Below are 18,852 nucleotides of genomic sequence, written 5' to 3' on the forward strand. Positions count from 1 at the left end.
CGCACGCTCGGGCCGTGGCGGAGCGAGCCTCCCGCCCGCGTACGCCGCGTCCGCTCCCGCCGCGCGCGGGTCAGCCGCACGGGTCAGCCGCGTCGGGCGGCGGGCTGCGGCAGGGCGGCCTCGATCAGGTCGGCGGCCTGTCGGGTGCCGCCCTCGGCGGCGGTGCGCTCCCGCATCCGGGCCACCGCCACCGCGACGTCGGGGTCGGCCACCAGGTCCAGCAGTGCCGCGCGCAGCGTGTCGCCGGTGGCCTCCTCCAACGGGACGTGCCGGGCCACGCCGAGCTCCACGAGCCGGGCCGCGTTGCCGAACTGGTCGGTGGCCAGCGGCACCGCCACCATCGGTACGCCGCTGGCCAACCCCTCCTGGCTGCCGCCCGCCCCGGCGTGGGTGACGAAGGCGTCGGCCTGGCGCAGGATGGACAGTTGCGGCACCCACGAGTGGACCTCGACGTTGCCCGGGATCGGCCCGAGTTCGGCGACGTCCACGAACGTGCCGATCTGGAGCACCACGTACCAGCCGGGCAGGTCGCCGAAGGCCGCCAGGCACTCCCGGTAGAAGTCGGGGTACTTCGTCCACGCGGAGCCCAGCGAGACGAGCAGCACCCTGGTGTCGGGGTCCAGGTGCGCGGGGCGCCGCCACTCCCCCTGGTCGGTGCGGTCGCCCTGACAGGCGCCGACGAAGGTGAAGACGGAGGTGTCGACCAGGTCGTGGTGCGGCTGGAGGGCGCTGGGGATGAGCACGAGGGCGCGCTCGGGCATGCCGACCAGGCGGGCGGGGTCGGTGTGGGTCATGTCGTGCGCGGTGAGCCAGTCCTGGAAGCGGTCGTAGTAGGCGGCGCCGCGCGGGGTGCGCCTCATCTCCTCGAAGCCCCGGCCCAGTTCGGACTCCTCGAAGCCGTCCCAGGCCACCAGGTTGGGCGTGAGCTGGATGGCCGGCACCCCCCAGCGGTGGGCCAGCAGCGGCGCCGGGTAGGCGGTGATGTCGTGCAGGACCAGGTCCGGTTCGTCACCGGCGTACGCGTCGGCGAGCTGGGGCAGCACCCGCGTGGCGTCGGCCAGGAAGATCTCCAGGTAGTCGACGAGTTCGCTGCCCCACGCCTCCGGCTCGTCCTCGGTCGGCAGCGTGGAGGTGTAGATCACGGGCTCCGCGCCGGTCGCGGCGACCTTCTCCGCGAACGAGGCGGGTATCGCGTAGGTGACCCGGTGGCCCCGGGCGACCAGCTCGCGGATCACCTCAAGGCTCGGGTTGACGTGCCCGTGGGCCGCGATGCTGAACATGGCGATATGGGCGCGCTCGGATGTCGTCATGATCGCGACCATACGCGAGACGATACGTCTCGTGCAACATCATGGGGCCGTGCGCGGACGACAGGACCCCAGGGGGCGCGGCGCCGCGCGGCGGGCCGGCCGGTTCAGCGTTGGTAGCGGGCCAGGACGAGATTGCCGTCGGAGACCAGGCGTTCGCGGAGTTCCCGATCGCCGATCGCCCCGCTGTAGTACTCCTGGAAGGCGGGCGTGGCGACCTTGTCCTTCCACTCCGGATAGCCGCGTACGGACTGGGCGGGGGCCGGGCGCAGGCTGGTGGCCAGCGCGCTGCCGGTCGCCCAGCCGTGCCGGGTGGTCCGCAGCGCCGGGTCGGCCAGGGCGGTGGTGCCGGTGGGCAGCAGCCAGTCCCCCAGCGCCAGGCGCACCATGGCCGGTGGGCGCAGCAGGAAGTCGACGAACGCCATCGCCCGCGCCTTGTGTCGGCAGTCCGCCGCGATCGACAGCGTCTGCGGGCTGACGCCCTGCCGTCGGTCGCCCCCGGGGCCTGCCGGCGCGGGCAGCGCCACCCAGTCGAAGTCCCGGGGCGCCTGCTGGACGATCTGCTGGCGGTAGGAGAAACCGAGGGGCACCATCGCGTACCGCCCGTCGAAGAACCCCGGCAGCGCGTCGGCGCCGCTCATGCCCAACGTGGTGCGCGAGGCGGACTCCGCGCGGACGACCTGGTCGCGGATGGCGCGCGGGACGTGGTGGTCGCGGGCGGTGTAGCGGATGGTGACCCGGCCGTCCGCGCCCCGGTGGAAGAGGCGCCCGCCGGTGGACAGCGCGAGGTTCAGGGTCGCGGAGACCGGCTCCTTCAGCGGCCAGGCCACGCCGTGCGTCCCGCCCCGGGTCAACCGCCGCGCGACCGTGCCGAACTCCTCCCACGACCAGGGCCGGCGCGCCGTGGGCAGGCGCACGCCGGCGGCGGCCAGCAGGCGCCGGTTGGCCATGATCATGCGGGGTTCCTGGAGGAAGGGCACCCCGTACACCCGCCCGTCGAACGTCGTGGTGCGCCAACTGTGCGACGGGATCTCGCGCCGCAGCCGGTCCGGGAGCAGGCCGCCCAGGTCGGCGAGGTAGCCGCCGTAGGCGAAGTCCGCGAGGTCGTCGGAGGCGTCGTGGATGACGTCCGGCGCCTCGCCGCCCTCGAAGGAGGTGAGCAGCTGGTCGTGCACGCTGGCCCAGCTGCCCTGGACATAGGTCACCCGGGCCCGCGGGTTGGCCCGGTTCCACTGCGCCACCAGCTCCTTGTTGGCCCGCACCGACTCCCGCTGCCAGGCCAGCGAGAGGAAGCGCAGCCCGCCGGGGCGAGCGCCCGCGCAGCCGGGCGCCAGCGCGCCGGCGCCGGCCGCTCCGGCCGCGGCCAGCAGGCGGCGCCGGGGCAGTGGCGTGGCGGGCCGGGGGCCGGGGGGCGTCACTTCACCGCCCCGGTCAGCAGCCCGCCGGTGATGCGGCGCTGGATGAGCGCGAAGAGCACCAGCGAGGGCGCGGTCGCCAGCAGCGCGGCGGCGGCCAGCGGGCCCAGGTCGGCGACGCCCTCGGCGCCGATGAAGTGGGTGAGGACGACCGGCATGGTCTGTTTCTGGGGGGACTTGAGCAGGACGAGCGCGAAGAAGAACTCGTTCCAGGCGGTGATGAACGTGAACAGGGCGGTGGCCGCGATGCCCGGCGCGAGCAGCGGGGCCGTCACCGAGACCAGGGTGCGCAGCCGGCCCGCGCCGTCCACGGCCGCCGCCTCCTCCACCTCGCGCGGCACCGCCCGTACGTACCCGGCCAGCATCCACAGCGCGAACGGCAGCGACCACACGACGTAGACCAGGATCAGGCCGGCGGGCTCGTCGATCAGCCGCGCCTCCTTGAGGACCAGGAACAGCGGGATGATCACCAACACGAAGGGGAACGCCTGGCTGACCACCACCCAGCCGGTGGCCGCGCGGGTCAGCGCGGAGCGGTGCCGGGCCATCACATAGGCCATGGGGGTGGCGACCAGCACCGAGATCGCGGCGGCGCAGCCGGCGGTGAGCAGGCTGTTGGCCGCGGCGCGCGGCAGCGGCTGCTCGTCGAACGCCTGCCGGAAGTTGTCCAGCGTGGGCCGCTCGGGCAGCCACGTCGGGTGCGCCGTGGCGAGTTCGACCGGCGGTTTGAACGCGGTGGAGAGCAGCCACAGCAGCGGGAAGGCCAGGAAGACCAGATAGCCCAGGAGCGCCAAGTACTGGCCGGCGCGCGCGGCCCGACGTCGCCGGCGCCGGGGCCCGGCGGCGCGCCAGGCGGCGGGCCCGGCGCGGGGCGGGTCGGGGCGCGCGCCGCGCCGCGCCGTGGGCTTCGCTCCCCGGCCGGCCACGGGCCGATCCGGGTGAGGCTCGGGCGGGGTCACTGGTCGTCCCCTCTCAGTCGGGCGACGAGATGGACGGCGAGCAGCACGGAGACGGCCGCGACCAGGACACAGCCCATCGCCGCCGCGTACCCGAACTGGCCGTAGCGGAACGCCTCCTCGTACGCGAAGAGCATCGGCAGCCGGGTGCGACCGCCGGGCCCGCCGCTGGTGAGCACGTACACCAGGGCGAAGGCGTTGAGGTTCCAGATGAAGTTGAGCGCGCTGACGGCCAGGGCGATCGGTCGGATGGCGGGCCAGGTGACGGCGCGGAAACGGCGCCAGGCGCCGGCGCCGTCCACGGCCGCCGCCTCCCGCAGTTCGCGTGGCACGTTCTGCAACCCGGCCAGCAGGGCGACCGTGGTCTGTGGCAGGCCGGCCCAGACGCCCACCACGATCACCGCCGGCAGCGCGCTGGACAGGCCCGCGAGCCAGTGGGAGCCCTCCCCCAGGCGCAGGTCGCGCAGCGTCTCGTTGAGGATGCCGGCGTCGGGGTGGTAGACGAGCCGCCACATGATGCCGACGACGACCTCCGGCATCGCCCACGGCACGATCGCCAGCGTCCGCGCCAGCCAGCGCATCCGCAGGTCCTGACTGAGCAGCAGCGCGAGCCCGAGCCCCAGCAGGAACTGCGGCACCGTGACTCCCACCGCCCACACCAGGCCGATCCGGAAGGACTCCCAGAAGAGGCTGTCGTGACGGAGGTCGCGGAAGTTGAGCAGGCCGATCCACCGGGTGGGCTCGGTGCGACCCGACTGGGCGTCGGTGAACGCCAGGCCGATCCCGTACAGCAGCGGGCCCACGCTCAACAGCAGGATCGGGACGAGTGCGGGCAGCACGAGGAACCAGGGGCCGAGCCCGGCCCGTCGCTCGCCCGGGCCCCGGCCGCCCCGCCCCCGGGCGCGGCGTGGGGCTCCGCCGGCGCGCGGCGCCCGGGGGCGGTCCGGGTCGTCGGCCGGCCGTGCCACCTCGGTCGTCGGTCTCACGGCAAGCGGCTCCTTCACGACGCGGGCGCGGGAGCGGTGGCCCGGACGCGGTCCCCTGGGCGCGCCCCGGCCATGGCTGGGGTAGAGCAGCCGCGCCGGGGCGGGCGGGCCCGCCACCGGTCACGGTCGGCGGGTGCCCGTCGGCAGGCCCACGTCATCGTGCTGACGGCGCGTATCACAGTCAAGCGGTACGCGCGCCCGGTCGTGTCGAGCACGGTGCGAGACTTGCCGGCGACGGCCCCGGGTGGCGGGCCGACCGAGACGAACGGCGCCGGTCGCGGCGTGGGGAGTACGAGATGAGCCAGGCGTTCACCGAGGAGCGGGCCCGACGCGTGCTGGCGGAGGCGGGGTTCGCGCCGGCCGACGCCGAACTGCTCGCGCTGGGCGAGAACGCGGTGTTCGCGCTGGGCCCCACCGTGGTCAAGGTGGGGCGCGAGCGCGGGCTGTGGGAGCGGGCCGACCGCGAGCCACGGGTGGCGACCTGGCTCGCGGAACACGGTGTTCCCGCCGTGCGCCCGGCCGAGCCGACGGCCCGCCTGGTCGACGGACACCCGGTCACCGTCTGGCACCGGCTGCCCCCGGCCGTCCGCCCGGCCACCCCGGCCGACCTGGCCGGTCTGCTGCGCCGGGTGCACGCCCTGCCCCCGCCGCCCTTCGCGCTGCCGCGCCGCGAGCTGCTGGACGGCGTCGAGCGCTGGCTGCGGCTGGCCGGGGACGCGATCGCGCCGGCCGACGCGGCGTATCTACGCGCCCGTCGGGACGACTTCGCGCCGGCCGCCGCCGCGCTGCGGCCCGAGCTGCCGCCGGGCCCGCTGCACGGCGACGCGCTGCCGCGCAACGTGCACGTCAGCGCGGCGGGCCCGGCCCTGGTGGACCTGGAGACCTTCGCCAGCGACCTGCGCGAACACGATCTGGTGGTGATGGCCCTGGCCCGCGACCGGTACGGGCTGGGCGAGGCGGCCTACGCGGAGTTCGTCTCGGCCTACGGCTGGGACGTGCGCGACTGGGAGGGCTGCGCGGTGTTGCGCGGGGCCCGGGAGACGGCGAGCTGCGCGTGGGTGGCCCAGCACGCGCCGGGCGATCCGGCCGCCCGCGCCGAGTTCGCACGCCGCGTGGCGTCCCTGCGCGCGGGGGACACCGGTGTCCGCTGGTCGGCGCTGTAGCCCCACGCCCCGCCCGTGGGCCTCGCCCCCCGCTCGCGGCCCGGCGTGGGGCGGGTCCGAGGTCGGGTGAGCGCGGCGGCGCGGGGGCCCGGGCCGGGTGCGGTGTGTCCGGAGCGCCCGACCGGTGGCCGTGGCCCGACCGGCGTCCGCCGCCCGGCGGTGGTTCCCGGCCGGCCCGCGCCGGTCAGCCCGCTACCGCCTGGGCCCCGCGCACTGGCCAGGTGCCGTCCACGACCGCGTCCCGGGTGCCCTTGCGACGCAGCCACGCCTGGAAGTCGGCCGCCCGCTCCGCGTACCACCCGACCTGCTTGTGGTGCAGCTCCCACAGGTCGAGCCCGGCCACCTCGGTGTGCCGCTCGGCGACCGCGCGGGCCACCAGCGCGGCGGCCAGCGCGTCCGAACGGGCCTCGTGCGCCTGGTCGAGCACGACGCCGTAGTGCCCGCAGACCGCCTCCAGCGTGCGCTTGCCCTTGCGGTAGCGGTCGACGGAACGGTCGATCGTGTACGGGTCGATGACGGGCCCGACGGCGGCCCCGCCCAGCCGCTCGTCCAACGAGGGCAGTTCGTACCGCCGCAACTCGGCCGCCAGCATGCTGAGATCGAACGCCGCGTTGTACGCGACGACCGGGGTGCCCTCCCGCCAGTACGCCACCAGCACGTCCGCTATCTCGGCCACCACCTCGCGGGCGGGCCGCCCCTCGGACCTCGCGCGGGCGTTGGTGATGCCGTGCACGGCGACCGCGTCCTGCGGTATCACGACGCCCGGGTCGGCCAGCCACTGCCGCCCACCCACCGCCTGCCCGCCCCGGACCTCGACGACCGCGGCCGTCACGATCCGCGCCTCGTGCGGGTCGGTGCCCGTCGTCTCCAGGTCGAAGCCGATCAGCAACTCCCGGTGCCAACCCATGGTGGCCCTCCTTCGTGGTGCGTCCCCCTGGTGTTCCTCACCCTCCCACGCGGCACTGACAACCCGTCCGGCGTTCGACGTAGCCGGTCCCCCCGAAAGCCGTGGACACCCACGGGCCGGCGCGCGTCGACAGCGGACCGGGAGGGGAGCCGGCGGGGGCGCGGGGGCTAGGCCAGCAGGTCGTCCCGCATGCCGTCCACCCGGGCCGCGAAGCCGTCCAGGTCGAGGGAGTGCGGGTCCTTGCCGGCGGCGGCGCGGGTGTTCTCCACCACGGCCACCAGCGTCCTCGTGTCGGCCCAGGCGCACATCGGCAGGACCAGCCGCTGGGAGCCCTGGCGCTTGACGACGACCTCACAGGTCAGGGTCGTGTCCGAGCCGGGCGGGGTGATGTCGCGGCGCTCGACGACCACCTCGGCGTTGTCGTTGCTCTCCAGCCCCTGGAAAAAGCTGTTCTTGGCGTACTCGGGGCTGCCGAAGGTCCCGCTGAGCCCGGTGACCACCAGCTCCGCGTCGCGCGGCGCGGTGAGGTAGCGCCCGGTCGTGGGCTTGACGCCGCGCGCGTTGCGGCCGTCGTCCGGCACCTGCGCGTCGGTCGCGTCGCTGAGGTCCTTCTCCAGCGTGTACCTGCCGTTCTCCAACGTCCGGGGCAGGACCACCGTGTGCCGCGAGGCCGCTTCGTCGGGGCGGGCCGAGGGGGTTGGCGTGGTCCGGTCGGGGCCCGGCCGCCGGTCGGCGTCGGCGCTGGCGTCGGCGCCCGCCCCGGGCGCGCCACTGGCCTGGGACTCGTCGCGCTTGCCGCCGTCGTCGCCCCCGCTGACCGCGAGGACCACGCCGCCGACGACCAGCGCGGCGGCCAGCACCGCCCCCACCACGACGGCCACGGTCCGCCCCGCGCCACCGCGCGGCGGCCCGCCGCCCGGCCCGGGCGCGCCGCCGTAGGGCGCGCCGTACCCGGGCGGCTGGCCGCCGTACCCGGGCTGACCGTGGGGAGGCGGCTGGCCGTACGCGGGTCGCTGGCCCTGTTCGCCGTAGGGCGCCGCCTGCTGGGGGTAGCCGTACGGCACCGGCCCGGGGTGCCCGCCGGTCCCCGGCTGGCCGGGCGGCCAGGAGCCGTCCGGGTGTCCGGGCCCAGGCTGCTGCGGGGGCGTACTCACGTCGCTGTTCTCTCTCCCAGTTGACCGGTTCGCGCAGCGTACCGCGCGGCACCGGGCCCGGCGGCGGACGCTCGGCCCGCCCCGTCGACGGTGGCCCCGGGTGGCGGTGGGGCGCCGGCCACCGGGCCGGGCGGCGGTCTCAGGAGACGGAGCGGGAGTCCGCCCAGGTGCCCTCGAACTCCTCGCGGTAGACCTCGAAGAGGCTGTTGTCGTCCCCCGCGTCGACCCCGCCCGCGCGCACCACCTCGCGGTCCCGGCCACCGGCGCGCAGCACCAGGACCGGGGCCTCCATGCCACGGGCCCGGCGCAGGTACGACTGGACGACGCCGACCCCGTCGGACGAGTCGCCGTTGATGAGGTAGGCGGTCACGCGCGGGGTCTCGTCGAAGACGTGGATCTCGAACGCGCCGGGGTCTCGCAGCCGGGCCCGCACCCGGCGCATGTGCAGGATGTTCATCTCCACCGAGCGGCTGAGCTCGCCCTTCTTCATGCCGAGCTCGCGCTCGCGACGCCGGACCGCGCTGCTGGCCGGGTTGAGGAAGAGCAGGCGTATGCGGCAGCCGGTCTCCGCGAGCCGCACCAGCCGGCGCCCCGAGTAGTTCTGCACGAGCAGGTTGAGGCCTATGCCCAGGGCGTCGAGCCGACGGGCGCGGCCGAACAGGTCCTCGGCGGGCAGCTGGCGCTGGAGGCGCACCCGGTCGGAGTGGACGCTGACCACGTCCGCGTACCGGTCACCCACCAGGTCCTCGACCGCGTCGATGGGCAGCCGGTCGGTCGCGGGCCCGCCGGTGCCGCCGCCGAGGATGTCCAGCAGCCGGGCCGAGGCGCGTTCGGCCTGGTCCAGCACGTTCTGGGACAGGGCGCGGTTGCGCGAGACGACGTTGCGGGTGACCTCCAGCTCGTCGAGCGCGAGCTCCAGTTCACGCCGGTCGTCCAGGTAGGGCACGAAGCACGGCCAGTGCTGCACCAGGAGTTCGCGCAGCTGCGGCAGCGTCAGGAAGCTGACCACATTGTCGTCGGCCGGGTCGAGGAGGTAGCCCTTGCGACGGCTGACCTCGCGTACGGCCACCGCGCGCTGCACCCACTCCTGACCGGCCGGGCCGGCGGCGGCCACCACCCAGTCGTCGCCGTGCACCGGCTCGTAGATCGGCTGGAGCACCGAGGCGACCACCGCGCGCAGTCGCTGCTCGACCAGGTTGAGCCAGATGTAGGCGCGTCCGGCCCGTCGCGCGCGTGTGTGCACCTCGGCCCACGCGTCGGTGCCCCAGTCCAGTTCCGCTCCGATCTCCACCGGCCTGACCAGGGAGACCGCGCCGGGAGGTGCGTCGGTGGCGCCGCCCCCCGGGGTGCTCTCCTCCCCAGATGGCAGCTCCAGCCCGCCCGAGCTCACCTGTGCACCGCCTTCCGCCCCCGTCCAACGATCAAGGCAGACTACTGCGATGCGGGGAGCCGGTGCAGCCTGGGCAGGTCAGCTGTGCGTCAACGCGCCGCCCCCGGCCGCGCGTTGCGCTCGGCCCGCTCCGGCGGAGTGAGGCGATTCATAGTCATACGTCGCGTCGGGCCGCCGGAACACGCCGGCGGCCTCGGCGCCGCCACCGGGCACGCGCCAGGGCACCGGGCCCGGCGGTGGCGCGGAACGCATGTGCGTGCGCGGCGGGGCCGCGCCCACCGCCTCTCGGGCGGCCGACTGCACTAGGGTGCGCATATCTCCGCACAGCACCCATATCGCCCCGTACAGATACGTGCCGCGTGTGCGCCGGTCCGTCGCGCGGGCGGGCCCGGACGCGGTACCGCCCACGCGGGCGGCGCCGGCCCGGCCCGGAAGTGGAAGAGTCGATTCATGCAGGTCTGGCCAGGACGGCCGTACCCCCTCGGGGCCACCTACGACGGCGCCGGCACCAACTTCGCGGTGTTCTCCGAGGTCGCCCACCGGATCGAGCTGTGCCTGCTGCACGAGGACGGCTCGTGGAGCACCGTCGAACTCCGCGAGAGCGACGCCTTCGTACGGCACGCCTACCTGCCGGGCGTGATGCCCGGTCAGCGGTACGGCTTCCGCGTCCACGGGCCGTACGCCCCCGAGTGGGGACACCGCTGCAACCCCGCCAAACTCCTGCTCGACCCGTACGCCAAGGCGGTCAGCGGACGGATCGACTGGGGCCCGGCCGTCTACGGCTACGACGTCGACCGGCCGGAGCGGCGTGGCGACCTCGACTCGGCCGGGCACACCATGTCCTCGGTGGTGGTCAACCCGTACTTCGACTGGGGAGACGACCGGCCGCCGCGCACCGACTACCACCGCACCGTCCTGTACGAGGCGCACGTCAGGGGCCTGACGATGCGCCACCCGGGGTTGCCCGACGAGCTGCGCGGGACCTACGCCGCCCTCGCCCACCCGGCCGTCATCGCGCACCTGAGCGAACTCGGCGTGACCACTCTGGAACTGATGCCGGTGCACCAGTTCGTCCAGGACCACCGGCTCGTCCGGGAGGGACTGACCAACTACTGGGGCTACAACACGATCGGGTTCTTCGCCCCGCACAACGCGTACGCCTCCTGGGGCGACCGGGGCCAGCAGGTCCTGGAGTTCAAGTCGGCGGTGCGGGCGCTGCACCAGGCGGGCATCGAGGTCATCCTGGACGTGGTCTACAACCACACGGCCGAGGGTGACCACCTGGGGCCGACGCTCTCCTTCCGTGGCCTGGACAACGCCTCGTACTACCGGCTCGGCGCGGACGCGCGCACCTACACGGACACCACCGGCACCGGCAACTCGCTGCTGATGCGCCACCCGCACGTGCTCCAGCTCGTCATGGACTCGCTGCGGTACTGGGTCAGCGAGATGCGCGTGGACGGGTTCCGCTTCGACCTGGCGGCGACGCTGGCCCGCCAGTTCCACGAGGTGGACCGGCTCTCCTCGTTCTTCGACCTGGTGCAGCAGGACCCGGTGGTCAGTCGGGTCAAGCTGATCGCCGAGCCCTGGGACGTGGGCGAGGGCGGCTACCAGGTGGGCAACTTCCCGCCGCTGTGGACCGAGTGGAACGGCAAGTACCGGGACACGGTGCGCGACCTGTGGCGGGGCCGGCCGCGCACGCTGGCCGAGTTCGGCTCGCGCCTGACCGGCTCCTCCGACCTCTACCAGGGCGACGGCCGCCGCCCGCTGGCCTCCGTCAACTTCGTCACCTGCCACGACGGGTTCACCCTGCGCGACCTGGTCTCCTACGACCACAAGCACAACGAGGCCAACAACGAGGACAACCGGGACGGCGAGAACGACAACCGGTCCTGGAACTGCGGTGTCGAGGGCGAGAGCGCGGACCCGGCGATCCGGGAGCTGCGCGCCCGGCAGATGCGCAACCTGATCGCCACGCTGCTGCTCTCGCAGGGCGTGCCGATGCTCAGCCACGGCGACGAGTTCGCCCGCACCCAGCGCGGCAACAACAACGCCTACTGCCAGGACAACGAGCTCACCTGGGTGCGCTGGCCAAGGCCGGAGGAGCCCGCGGACCGGGAGGCCCTGCGCATGCGCGACTTCACCCGCGCGCTGGTGTGGCTGCGCCGCGACCACCCGGTCTTCCGACGGCGCCGCTTCCTGCGCGGCCGGCCGGTACCGGGCTCCCGTGACGCGCTGTCGGACATCGCCTGGTTCACCGCCGAGGGCGAGCCGATGCGCCAACGCGACTGGCAGGCCGCGCACGCCTGCTCGCTGACGGTCTTCCTCAACGGCGACGCGATCTCCGAGCCGGGCCCGCGCGGGGAGCGGGTGCGCGACGACTCGTTCCTGCTGCTGTTCAACGCGGACAGCACGCCGCTGACCTTCACCGTGCCGGCGCGCCACGGGCCCAGCTGGCGGGTGGTGGTGGACACCGCCCGCCCGGACGGCGTCCCCCCGGGCGACGGCCCCACCGTCTTCGCGGGCGAGCGGCTCACCCTGGTCGACCGCAGCCTGCTGGTCCTCCAGCGCCCCTCGTGAGCGGCGCGGATCAGGCGGCGGGCGGCAGTGGGGCCGGGGCGACGGGCGACGGGTCGGCCGGGGGCGGCTCGACCGAGGGCGGGTCGGCCGGGGACAGCGTCCGGCGTAGCTCGGCGACGAACGCCCGGCCCGCGCCCGCCAGCTCGGCCCGGGAGAAGACGACCAGTTCGCGGCGGATCGGCGGATCGACGCGTACCCCCACGCACCCCCGGATGCCGTCGACGACGTGCGCCGGGGCGGCCACCACGCCCGCGCCCGAGCGGGCCATGCGCACCGCCGTGGACGTGTGCTCGGTGTAGACGGCGTCGCGGGGCGTGAAGCCCGCCCGCTCGCAGATCACGTCCATCGCCGGGCGGCCGGCGACCAGCGGCTCCAGGGCGCAGCGCACCCATGTGCGGTCCGCCAGCTCGACCAGCCGCACGGACCCGCGCTGGGCCAGCGGGTCGTCGACGGGAAGGGCGATGACGATCTCCTCGGCGCCCACCGGCTCCACCGGGCCCTGCCAGCGGGTGGGCCGGTGTCCGACGGCCAGGTCGGCCACGCCCCGGTCCATGTGGTCGGCCAGCTCGTCGGCCGACGCGTACTCGTGGAGCGTCAGGCGCATCCCGGGGTGCGCGCGCTGCCAGCGGGTGAACGTCCGGGGCAGGACGCCCATGGCGACCCCGTGCGCGCTGGCGATGTGCAGTTCACCCCCGGTGGCCCCGGCCACGGCCCGCGCCGCGCGGCGGGCCTGGTCCGCGCTGCGCACCGCCAGCTCCGCGTGCGGCAGGAACGCCCGGCCCATCGGGGTCAGGCTCACCCCGCGCGACAGGCGCTCCAGCAGGGGGCCGCCCACCTCCCGTTCCAGAGCCTTGATCTGGTGGGAGAGCGCCGACTGGGTGACGTTCAGGGTCTCGGCGGCACGCGTGAACGAGCCCTCCTCCACCACCGCCACCAGGTACTCCATCTGTCGCAGACTCACCCGCTGCCCCCGTCCTTCCCGCTCCTCGCCCTTCGGACGGCGGTCCCGTCCGCCCCACCGCCTCCCGCGCATCTGGGCGCCACGGCGCGCGGGCCCGCCCCGCGCCGTGGCGTGCGCCACACCCGTCGTGGGTGACGGCCCCGGCCCGCGCGAAGAGCGCAGGTGACGGCGGCTCATGCACGGGTTTCATCGGTCCCATCAAAACATTGCCTTGGACCGACCGGCCGACCCGGACGGAGTCTTGGGCCATGTCGGATCGAGAACGTGAGACGGGCGTCGCGGACGTCATCGTCATCGGCGGCGGCACCGGTGGGTACAGCACCGCGCTGCGCGCCGCCGCGCTGGGCCTGGACGTGGTGCTGGCCGAGCGCGACCTGGTCGGCGGGACCTGCCTGCACCGGGGCTGCGTGCCCAGCAAGGCGATGCTGCACGCCGCCGAGTTGGTGGACGGCGTGAGCGAGGCGCGCGAGCGGTGGGGCGTCAACGCCCGGGTGGAGAGCGTGGACTGGGCCGCGCTGACGGCCACCCGCGACGACATCGTGGCGCGCAACCACCGTGGCGTCGAGGGCCACCTTGAGCGCGCGGGGGTGCGCGTACTGCGCGGCACGGCCACCCTGACCGGGCCCCGCGCGGTGCGCGTGGAGTCGCACGGCCCGTGGCGGGCGCGGCGCGGCATCGTGCTGGCGACCGGTTCCAGGCCGCGCCGGCTGCCGGGCCTGGAGCCGGACGGGCGGCGGGTGGTGACCAGCGACGACGCGCTGTTCGCGCCGGGGCTGCCCGGCTCCGTGCTGGTCATCGGCGGCGGCGCGATCGGCGTGGAGTACGCCTCGCTGCACCGCTCCATGGGCGCCGAGGTGACCCTGGTGGAGAGCGCGGACCACCTGCTGCCGCTGGAGGACGCGGACGTGGGCCGGCACCTCACCCGTGGCCTGAAGAAGCGGGGTGTCGCGGTGTGGACCGGCGCCCGGTGCGAGTCGGCGCGGCCCCACGCCCAGGGGGTGCGGGTCACGGTCGGCGCCGCGCGCGGCGCGGCGCGCCACCTGGACGTGGAACGGGTGCTGGTGGCCGTGGGGCGGGAGCCGGTGACCGAGGGGCTCGGGCTCGCGGCGGCCGGCCTGGCGGTCGACGCGCGGGGACACGTGGCGCCGGCCGACTGGACGCGGCTGGAGACGGCCGTCCCGGGCGTGCACGTGGTCGGCGACCTGCTGCCGCCGCCGTCACCGGGGCTCGCGCACGCCTCGTTCGCCGAGGGGTTGTTGGTGGCCGAGACGCTGGCCGGCCACGCGCCGCGCCCCATCGACTACGCGGCCGTCCCGCGCGTGACGTACTCCTCCCCGCAGACCGCCTCCGTCGGGCTCACCGAGCGGGACGCGCGGGAGCGCGGCCACCAGGTGGTCACCAACACGCTGCCGCTGACCGCCACGGCCAAGGGGATGGTGCACGGGCAGGGCGGCCTGGTGAAGATCGTCGCCGAGCGCGGGCCGGAACCGACCGCCGGCCCCCGCCCCACCGGCGACGGCCAGCACCCCGGGAACGGGGCCGCCGGGGTCGGGACGGTGCTCGGGGTGCACCTGGTCGGGCCGCACGTCTCGGAAATGATCGCCGAAGGCCAACTCATCGTCGGCTGGGAGGCCGACCCGTTCGACGTGGCACAGCACATCCACCCGCACCCGACGCTCTCCGAGGCCGTGGGCGAGGCGTTCCTCACCCTGGCAGGCCGGGGTCTGCACCAGCACTGACCGCGCCGCCCCCGGCTCCGGCGGCGGGCGGCGCCCCGGCACCGGCCACGGAGTCGGGGCGCGCGCTGGTCCGGGCCGGGGTGCGGGAGCTGACCTCGGGGAACAGGTCGCCGGCGCACAGCGCGCCGAAGCCCAGGAGGCCCACCACGCCGCTGGCGTACAGCTCGTACCCGTCCAGGAACGGCAGGTGGTCCAGCAGGGCCCACTTGGCGAACCAGTCGGTGAAGTGGTGGACGACACTGGACGCGGCGATCGCCAACAGCCCCAGGCCCAACAGCTCAAGCAGTTTCCTCATGCCCCCGACGCTAGGCGGGCGCCGCCGGCCCACCCGTCGGCCGAAGGTCTACGGGCCGCCGACTTTGGTAGCCGGCGCGACGCCGGGCGGACCGCCCGGACGCGGCCGTCGCTACATTCACCAGCATGAACGGCACGGACACGCCCTCGCCCGTCGTGGTGGACGGCACGACACTGGCCCCCGAAGCGCGCCCCGCGCGACGGCGTAGCGCACGCGACTGGGCGGTGGACATCAGCGCCTGCGTACTGGCCGCGCTGTTCTCCTTCATGACCGCGGAAACGGTGGTCGAGGACCCGGACATCCCCGAACTGGTGATCTTCGTCGATCTGCTCCTCGGGGTGCTGGGATGCCTGGGCCTGTGGCTGCGGCGCCGCTGGCCGACGCACCTGGCGGTGGCCCTGATGCTGGTGTCCCCGGTCTCGCACTTCGTGGTCGGGCCCAGCCTGGTGGCGGTGTTCTCCGTCGCGGTCTACCGCCCGCTGCGCCCCGTCGCGGCCGTCGCCGCGCTCGGCCTCGCGGACTGCCTGCTGGGCGGCCTGGTGCACACCGATCCCGATCTGGGGTACGTGGGCTCGGTGCTGACCGGCGCCGTCCTGTACAGCACGGCGTTGGGCTGGGGCATGTTCGTACGCTCCCGACGCCAGCTCGTGCTCTCGCTCCAGGAGCGGGCGCACCGGGCGGAGACGGAGGCGGCGCTGCGCGCCGAGCGCGCCCAGCGGCTCACCCGGGAACGCATCGCGCGCGAGATGCACGACGTGCTCGCGCACCGGCTGTCGCTGCTCAGCGTGCACGCGGGCGCGCTGGAGTACCGGCCCGACGCGCCCTCCCAGGACGTGGCGCAGGCCGCCGGCGTCATCCGGGCCAGCGCCCACCAGGCGTTGGAGGACCTGCGCGAGGTGATCGGCGTACTGCGCGCGCCCATCGGCCAGCCCGCGCCCGACCAGCCGGCGCCCGCCACGGCGGAGCCACCGGCCGTGGCACGGCCCGCCACCACCGCACCCGCCACGACCGAGCGGCCCGCCACGACCGAGCCGCCGGCCAGCGCCGTGCCGAGTCGGCCGCAGCCGACGCTGGCCGACCTGCCCCGCCTGGTCGAGGAGTCGCGGCAGGCGGCCATGCGCGTGGCCCTGCACGACGAGCGGGACGAGAGCGGCCAGGTGCCGGCGGCGACGGGGCGCACGGCGTACCGCGTCGTGCAGGAGGGGCTGACCAACGCCCGCAAGCACGCGCCGGGCGCCGCGGTGAGCGTGCGGGTGTCCGGCGCGCCCGCGCACGGCCTGACCGTCGAGGTCCGGGACCGGCCCCGGGAGCGCGGCGCCGGCCAGCGGGGGGCGGCCTCGATCCCCGGCTCCGGCCAGGGGCTGGTCGGCCTGACCGAGCGCGCCTCGCTGGCCGGTGGCCGCCTGGAGAGCGGGGTCGCCGAAGACGGCGGCTTCCTGCTGCGGGCCTGGCTACCGTGGCCCTCATGAACGATTCGGATCACCAGCGCGTACGCGTCCTGCTCGTCGACGACGACCCGCTGGTACGGGCCGGGCTGCGGCTGATGTTGGGCGGCTCGGCGGAGATGGAGATCGTCGGCGAGGCCGCGGACGGCACCGAGGTCGGCCCGCTGGTGGAGCGGCACGCCCCGGACGTGGTGCTGATGGACATCCGCATGCCCACCCTGGACGGGCTCGCGGCGACCGAGGAGTTGCGGCGCGGGCCTAGGCCGCCTGAGGTCATCGTGCTGACGACGTTCAACGCCGACGAGCACGTGTTGCGCGCGCTGCGGGCCGGGGCCGCCGGGTTCCTCCTCAAGGACACGCCCCCGGCCGAGATCGTGGCCGCCGTGCGTCGGGTGGCCGCCGGCGATCCGGTGCTCTCCCCCGCCGTCACCCAGCAGCTCATCCAGCACGTCGCCGGGACGGGCCAGGACCTGCGCCGGACCCGGGCGCGCGGGCGCCTTGGCCGGCTCAACGACCGGGAGCGCGAGGTGGCACTGGCCGTGGGCGAGGGCAAGTCGAACGCGGAGATCAGCGGCACGCTGTACCTGAGCGTCGCCACGGTCAAGACCCACGTCTCCCGCATCCTGACCAAGCTCGACCTCAACAACCGGGTGCAGATCGCGCTGTTGACCCACGACGCCGGCCTGCTGGACGACCTGGACGGCTCCAGCGCCTGAGCCCCCGCCCCGCGACCCCGACCGGCGGGGGCACGCGCCACCACACCCCGTGTCACCTCGTGACGTTCCACGACCCCGGTGGCAGCCCCCGCCTTCGCCTTCACCTTCGCCTTCGCACAAAGGTGTGGACACCCCGCGCTTCGTCGGCCTAGAGTGCGGGCACGCCCTTGATCACGGAAGGAGGCCCGAGCCATGTACGTCACACCGTTCACGCGCTCCCGCCCCGTCCGCAGGGCTGTCTCCGTCTGACACCGTCCGACCGGGAGCGCACCGTTTCCTGGAAGGACCCCCTGTGACCGATCTGGTCATCCGTCAGCTCACCGAGAGCGACGCCCACCTCTTTCACACCCTGCCCGACTCCGGGCTCGTCGGACACGCCGCGTTCGAGCGGCGGTACGCCACCGTCGCCGAGGGTGGCGAGTACCGGCCCGACTGGACCTGGGTCGCCCTGCGCGAGGACACCGTGGTGGCCCGCGCCGCCTGGTGGGCCGGCCCCGACGACGCCCAGCCGATCGCGCTGGACTGGTTCGACTTCACCGACCGCGACGCCGCCGTCGCCCTGCTGCGCACGGCGCCGTTCCGCTCCGACTACGTCCTGCTGCTGCCGCCCGACTGGCAGCGCGACCCGGCGGTGCGGGAGGCGGCGCAGGCCCGTATCGACGCCGCGACCGACGCCGGCATGGACCGTCTCGTCGACCGCTACCGCTACACGTGGACACCCGAGTGCGGGGTGCCCGCGCAACCGGGGCGACTGACGTTCCGGCCCGAGCCCGACGACGCGGAGATCCTCGCCGTACTCCGTCGCATCCAGCACGGCACGTTGGACGCGCACGCCCGGCGCGTCATCGCCGCCGAGGGACACGAGGCCGCCGCCCAGGAGGAGCTCGACTTCTTCCGCTGGTGCCCCTCGCCCCGCGAGTGGTGGCGTACGGCGTGGACCGCCGAGGGCGAACTGGTGGGCCTGCACGTGCCGGCGCGCAACCAGACCTCGCCGGTCGTCGGGTTCATCGGCGTCGTGCCCGAACAGCGCGGCCACGGCTACGCGTACGACCTGCTCGCCGACTGCACCCGGCTGCTCGCGGACGAGGGCGTGGCGCAGATCATCGGCGAGACGGACCACGGCAACCGGCCGATGGCCGCGAACTTCGCCAAGGCCGGCCACCCGATCACCCAGGAGCGCTGCTACTTCCAGTGGCCGGGCACCCGGGAGTGAGTCACGGCTGACGCCCGGCGCCACGGGCGTCAGCCGCGCCGGTCCGCCCCCGCGCCCGACGGGTGTGGGGGCGGACCCGGCGGGGCTCAGTCCTCGACGGGCGTCAGCCGCAGCGAGAGGGAGTTGATGCAGTACCGCTGGTCGGTCGGGGTCGCGTACCCCTCGCCCTCGAAGACGTGCCCGAGGTGGGAGCCGCAGCGGGCGCAGCGCACCTCGGTGCGCACCATCCCGTGCGAGCGGTCCTCGATCAGCTCGACCGCGGTGGAGTCCTTGGGGTCGAAGAAGCTCGGCCACCCGCAGTGGCTCTCGAACTTCTCCGTGGACCGGAACAACTCCGCCGCGCAGGCACGACAGGAGTAGACCCCGGCGGTCTCGGTATCGGTGTACTCGCCGCGAAAGGCGGGCTCGGTGCCGGACCGCCGGAGCACCTGGTACTCCGCGGGCGACAGCTCAGCGCGCCACTGCTCGTCGGACTTCTCGACCTCGTACGCCATCTCGCGCCTTTCGGGGATGCGTCTTACGCGTCGCCGCCGGGCCGCGACCCCCGGGGGGGGGGGGGCGGCCCGCGGGGAGCCGTGCCGGTGGGGCACGCTACGCGGGGCGACGGGGGTGCAGGGGGCCGCGC

Annotated in this window: 15 protein-coding genes and 1 pseudogene; 6 read left to right on the forward strand and 10 right to left on the reverse strand. The window is 75.0% G+C overall.

What is annotated here, in order from left to right:
• Positions 1–83 precede the first annotated feature (83 nt).
• The 4 genes and pseudogenes from ACFVFR_RS17270 to ACFVFR_RS17285 form a co-directional block, all read right to left on the reverse strand.
• A pseudogene (locus ACFVFR_RS17270) lies at positions 84–1,353 on the reverse strand (macrolide family glycosyltransferase).
• Positions 1,354–1,414: 61 nt separating this feature from the next.
• Positions 1,415–2,725 carry an ABC transporter substrate-binding protein gene (locus ACFVFR_RS17275; protein WP_383702310.1) on the reverse strand — a complete coding sequence of 437 codons (1,311 nt, stop codon included), beginning with the start codon at positions 2,723–2,725 and terminating at the stop codon, positions 1,415–1,417.
• Positions 2,722–3,516, reverse strand: coding sequence for a carbohydrate ABC transporter permease (locus ACFVFR_RS17280; protein WP_383702412.1), 795 nt, complete (start codon positions 3,514–3,516; stop codon positions 2,722–2,724). The genes ACFVFR_RS17275 and ACFVFR_RS17280 overlap by 4 nt, the downstream gene beginning before the upstream one ends.
• A gap of 161 nt (positions 3,517–3,677) precedes the next feature.
• A complete protein-coding gene (locus ACFVFR_RS17285; protein WP_383702312.1) occupies positions 3,678–4,664 on the reverse strand; it encodes a carbohydrate ABC transporter permease in 987 nt (328 codons plus the stop codon).
• Between the two features lie 296 nt (positions 4,665–4,960).
• On the opposite strand from ACFVFR_RS17285, the gene ACFVFR_RS17290 reads away from it, so the two are divergent.
• Complete coding sequence (locus ACFVFR_RS17290; protein WP_383702314.1) at positions 4,961–5,827, forward strand: phosphotransferase enzyme family protein; 867 nt, start codon at positions 4,961–4,963, stop codon at positions 5,825–5,827.
• Between the two features lie 184 nt (positions 5,828–6,011).
• On the opposite strand, the gene ACFVFR_RS17295 is transcribed toward ACFVFR_RS17290, so the two are convergent.
• The 3 genes from ACFVFR_RS17295 to ACFVFR_RS17305 form a co-directional block, all read right to left on the reverse strand.
• Entirely contained in the window at positions 6,012–6,734 is a 723-nt protein-coding gene (locus ACFVFR_RS17295; RefSeq protein ID WP_383702316.1) for a 3'-5' exonuclease, read from the reverse strand.
• 167 nt (positions 6,735–6,901) lie between these two features.
• Positions 6,902–7,888 (reverse strand): hypothetical protein, encoded by a 987-nt coding sequence (locus tag ACFVFR_RS17300; RefSeq protein ID WP_383702318.1) that lies wholly within the window; start codon positions 7,886–7,888, stop codon positions 6,902–6,904.
• 139 nt (positions 7,889–8,027) lie between these two features.
• Complete coding sequence (locus tag ACFVFR_RS17305) at positions 8,028–9,278, reverse strand: SAV2148 family HEPN domain-containing protein (RefSeq protein WP_383702320.1); 1,251 nt, start codon at positions 9,276–9,278, stop codon at positions 8,028–8,030.
• A 450-nt stretch (positions 9,279–9,728) separates the two neighbouring features.
• Between ACFVFR_RS17305 and glgX the strand changes: the two genes are divergently transcribed.
• Entirely contained in the window at positions 9,729–11,858 is a 2,130-nt protein-coding gene (gene glgX, locus ACFVFR_RS17310) for a glycogen debranching protein GlgX (protein WP_383702322.1), read from the forward strand.
• Between the two features lie 10 nt (positions 11,859–11,868).
• On the opposite strand, the gene ACFVFR_RS17315 is transcribed toward glgX, so the two are convergent.
• Positions 11,869–12,819: a LysR family transcriptional regulator gene (locus tag ACFVFR_RS17315; RefSeq protein ID WP_383702324.1), complete on the reverse strand. Its 951-nt coding sequence runs from the start codon at positions 12,817–12,819 to the stop codon at positions 11,869–11,871.
• Between the two features lie 248 nt (positions 12,820–13,067).
• On the opposite strand from ACFVFR_RS17315, the gene ACFVFR_RS17320 reads away from it, so the two are divergent.
• A complete protein-coding gene (locus ACFVFR_RS17320; protein WP_383702326.1) occupies positions 13,068–14,558 on the forward strand; it encodes an FAD-dependent oxidoreductase in 1,491 nt (496 codons plus the stop codon).
• Here the strand turns inward: ACFVFR_RS17320 and ACFVFR_RS17325 are convergent.
• Positions 14,524–14,853, reverse strand: coding sequence for a hypothetical protein (locus ACFVFR_RS17325; RefSeq protein ID WP_383702328.1), 330 nt, complete (start codon positions 14,851–14,853; stop codon positions 14,524–14,526). The genes ACFVFR_RS17320 and ACFVFR_RS17325 overlap by 35 nt on opposite strands.
• A 125-nt stretch (positions 14,854–14,978) precedes the next feature.
• Here ACFVFR_RS17325 and ACFVFR_RS17330 point away from each other — a divergent pair, with 125 nt between their 5' ends.
• The 3 genes from ACFVFR_RS17330 to ACFVFR_RS17340 all read left to right on the forward strand — a co-directional run bounded on the left by ACFVFR_RS17330 (position 14,979) and on the right by ACFVFR_RS17340 (position 18,227).
• Positions 14,979–16,322, forward strand: coding sequence for a sensor histidine kinase (locus ACFVFR_RS17330; protein WP_383702331.1), 1,344 nt, complete (start codon positions 14,979–14,981; stop codon positions 16,320–16,322).
• A complete protein-coding gene (locus ACFVFR_RS17335) occupies positions 16,319–17,014 on the forward strand; it encodes a response regulator (RefSeq protein WP_383702333.1) in 696 nt (231 codons plus the stop codon). The genes ACFVFR_RS17330 and ACFVFR_RS17335 overlap by 4 nt, the downstream gene beginning before the upstream one ends.
• Positions 17,015–17,306: 292 nt before the next feature.
• Entirely contained in the window at positions 17,307–18,227 is a 921-nt protein-coding gene (locus tag ACFVFR_RS17340; RefSeq protein WP_383702335.1) for a GNAT family N-acetyltransferase, read from the forward strand.
• Positions 18,228–18,313: 86 nt separating this feature from the next.
• On the opposite strand, the gene msrB is transcribed toward ACFVFR_RS17340, so the two are convergent.
• Complete coding sequence (gene msrB, locus ACFVFR_RS17345) at positions 18,314–18,721, reverse strand: peptide-methionine (R)-S-oxide reductase MsrB (RefSeq protein WP_383702337.1); 408 nt, start codon at positions 18,719–18,721, stop codon at positions 18,314–18,316.
• Between the last annotated feature and the right edge of the window lie 131 nt (positions 18,722–18,852).

The sequence above is a fragment of the Streptomyces sp. NPDC057702 genome, from assembly GCF_042799315.1.
In the GTDB taxonomy this organism is placed as follows: Bacteria; Actinomycetota; Actinomycetes; order Streptomycetales; family Streptomycetaceae; genus Streptomyces.